The following is a 3,008-nucleotide window of genomic DNA, read 5'->3' as shown; positions in this document are numbered from 1 at the left end:
GATGGCAAGTCCAATTTCCGCGGTACGACAGATGGTGTCAGCGACGAGGTTTCCAGTAGGCTTCACAGTACGGGTCCCTGGTAGGTGTAGATGGTTGTGTTGGAACTTTCATCTTCATACCAGTAACCCCTATATGTTGTGGTGACCCGCTGAACCCGTCGTGTTCTACTTCACCCCACTACGCACTCCGACCTTCGACAATCATTTGAAGCACACTCATAAAATACCCCGATAAGGCAGCGATGCCGAAAATCCAATTCAGTGCGGCGTTGCCTACGACAGTTACCGACAAGAGAAACAGTAAAGTACAAACCACAGCGATAAAAAAGTAAGTTTGTGCTTTATTTCGTTGTTTTCCCATCTCTTTACCTTTCCTGAAATCAACGACCCTAGCCTAGTGGCCATCCTCAACAAGCCGAGCCTATTATAGCCCATGCATTGCCTCAGTACTTGAACAGATATGAGTGTACGTGCATGTTCCGTCCACAGCGACACTTTTCGTTTTTAAAACCATGGGCCCGACCCCCGAAAAGTGGACACATCGGGGGCTAGCTATGCTGCTGTGGTCAGTATAGCCGAAGTCTTGGTTTCAAAGACATCAGGCGCTACGAGATTGCACCAGGAGTGGCGCCTGCGGGTGTTATAGCGCATGCACCACCGGAAGACCTCTTGGCGACAGCTAATTGGGTTGTCAAAGACTTTCCGATCACGTAGCACTTCACGTTTTAAGGTGGCGTTAAAGGATTCTGCCAGGGCATTATCGGCACTAGTTCCCACCGCTCCCATGGACTGGCGCACACCCAACGACGAGCAGTAGTTTCTGAACGCTTGTGAGGTGTACACGCTACCGTGATCAGAATGGAAAATAGCCCCGTCAAGACTGCCGCGCACACCGTGTGCGTGGGCTAGGGCATCGATGACCAGTGAGACCCGCATGTGGTCTGCGAATGCATAACCTGCAAGTTTCCGCGAATGAAGTGTCAATGACTGTGGCCAAATACATGTTCTTGCCTCCCTTACAGGGCAGGTAGGTGATGTCGCCAACATAAACACGATTTGGCTCATTAGCTGTGAACTTGCGGCCTACTAGATCTGGCATGACGCGGTGACCAGGCTTACGCCTGGTAGTGATGCATCGGCGCCGTTTGCTAAAGCCTTGAAGTCCCATGGTTTTCATGATTCGTGCAACTTTCTTGTGATTGACCGGGGTATACACCAGGTCTTCCTTGAGGCTTGCCGCGATGCGTTTAGCACCGTAAAGCCCGTGCTCATCATCGAAGATGGTCTTGATTCTTGCACCAATAAGACCGTCGGAATACATCTTTAACCTGCGCTTTTTACGGGTGCTCACCCATTTATAAAACGAGGAACGATTCAGCTTCAACACGTGGCACATCCGTATAAGCCGAGTACTCGGTTCGGTGGTCATAGACAAACTGGAAGCAGAACTCCCTGTGAGTTGCTTTAAGCAAAATACTTCGCGGCCTTACGCAGGATGTCGCGTTCTTCGCGCAGCTTAGAGACTTCCTTTTCCAGCTGTCGGATTCGCGCAGAATCATTCGCCGCTTGGGCTTTATCATGCACTGCTTTTATGCGGGCACGTTTGCCGGTGCCGTACTTTTTGACCCATGAATGTAGCGAGGCTCGGTTGATTCCGAGCTCGGCTGATGCTGAGTTCAGCGAGAGGTCCTCATTGTTTTCATAGAGGGCCACACCGTCGCGTTTGAACTGTTCTCAGTACCTGGACATGGTGGTAGATTACCTTTCTTCCCAGCTCGACTGGGTTGGATATCAGGTGTCCACCGAATGGGGGTCAGGTCCGTCGTAGGAGTCGCCGACAGTTCCGGTGGAAGCAGTGATCCCGTGCTGGGCAAGTCGCTGGTTGTAGACAACGCTGACGTACTATAAGCCGTGATCCGAATGGTGAATAAGACCTGTTGTTTCCCTCGCGGTCTTGGGTCGCTTAGTTGAGTGCTTGCAGCGGTAATGCCTGAAGTGCGCATCGAGTCCGATAATGCCCATCCGATGATCCGTCGGGAGTAAACGTCGGTGACAAACGCGGTGTACACAAAGCCTTTCTTCGTACGCACGTAGGTAATGTCGGCCACCCACAGCTTGTTCGGGCCTTGGGCTTTGAACTCACGCTCGACCAAATCCGGGCGCAGATCCGGCACGTTGAGGTGTACGCGTTGTGATTGGTGATCCGCCTTTGCCTTTGCCAGAAACACCAGCCAGGCGCATTAAGCGGGCGGTTTGTTCACGCCCGATATCGATTCCTTCACGGCGAAGAGCATGCCACATTTCCCGCACACCTAAGACACCATAATTATCCCGGTGAACAGCACCAATGCGTTCAACTAGAACAGCATCACGAAGGCGACGAGCACTTAACCCTCGGGCTTTGGACTGGCGATACCCACGCGAGGTGATGAACCCACCAGCCCGGTTATTCTTCAACGTCTTACAGATGAACTCGACAGAGAAATGATTCCGGTATTTATCGATGAACCGGATCATTTCCGACGTTTGGGGTCGAGTTCCGACGCGAAAAAAGCCGAGGCAGCCTTCAACAACTCGTTGGTATCTCGAAGCTGGTGATTTTCAAGGCGTAGCCTGGCGTTTTCCGCGGCCACATCTTCAGGAACAGACTTTGGGATGTTTCCCGCACGACGAGCCTGCTGGGTCCATTGACGAGCTGTGTGCCATGAAACCCCCAACTTTGGAGCTACTGCCTGGCACGCGGCCTGCATTGACATGTTTTCCGCCAAGATGCGGTCTTCCACGAGACGGACCACACGGTCCTTCGCATCTTGGTCAAATTTTCTTGGCATATTCCAGATTTTCCCATCTACTCAAACGGAACAAAACCTGGGACACTTCAGTTACTGGTATGAAGATGAAAGTTCCAACACAACCATCTACACCTACCAGGGACCCGTACTGTGAAGCCTACTGGAAACCTCGTCGCTGACACCATCTGTCGTACCGCGGAAATTGGACTTGCCATC

Annotated in this window: 2 protein-coding genes and 2 pseudogenes; all 4 read right to left on the bottom strand. The window is 51.9% G+C overall.

The features are described from left to right. Positions 1-552: 552 nt before the first annotated feature. A pseudogene (locus tag D9V82_RS11825) lies at positions 553-1,734 on the bottom strand (IS3 family transposase); the annotation flags it as partial. Then, the gene (locus D9V82_RS13220) at positions 1,677-2,174 is read right to left on the bottom strand and encodes a DDE-type integrase/transposase/recombinase (RefSeq protein WP_425267149.1); all 498 of its coding nucleotides are present in this window, start codon (positions 2,172-2,174) and stop codon (positions 1,677-1,679) included. The gene D9V82_RS13220 and the pseudogene D9V82_RS11825, both read right to left, overlap by 58 nt. Beyond that, complete coding sequence (locus tag D9V82_RS11815) at positions 2,140-2,517, bottom strand: IS3 family transposase (RefSeq protein ID WP_121912527.1); 378 nt, start codon at positions 2,515-2,517, stop codon at positions 2,140-2,142. Before D9V82_RS11815 ends, D9V82_RS13220 begins: the two co-directional genes overlap by 35 nt. Then, positions 2,514-2,856: pseudogene (locus D9V82_RS12850) on the bottom strand (transposase). The gene D9V82_RS11815 and the pseudogene D9V82_RS12850 overlap by 4 nt, the downstream one beginning before the upstream one ends. Positions 2,857-3,008: the final 152 nt, after the last annotated feature.

The sequence above is a fragment of the Corynebacterium macginleyi genome (assembly GCF_003688935.1).
GTDB classification, from domain to species: domain Bacteria; phylum Actinomycetota; class Actinomycetes; order Mycobacteriales; family Mycobacteriaceae; genus Corynebacterium; species Corynebacterium macginleyi.
The sequence above is the reverse complement of the archived record's forward strand: the minus strand, read 5'-3'. Positions and strand labels throughout refer to the sequence as shown.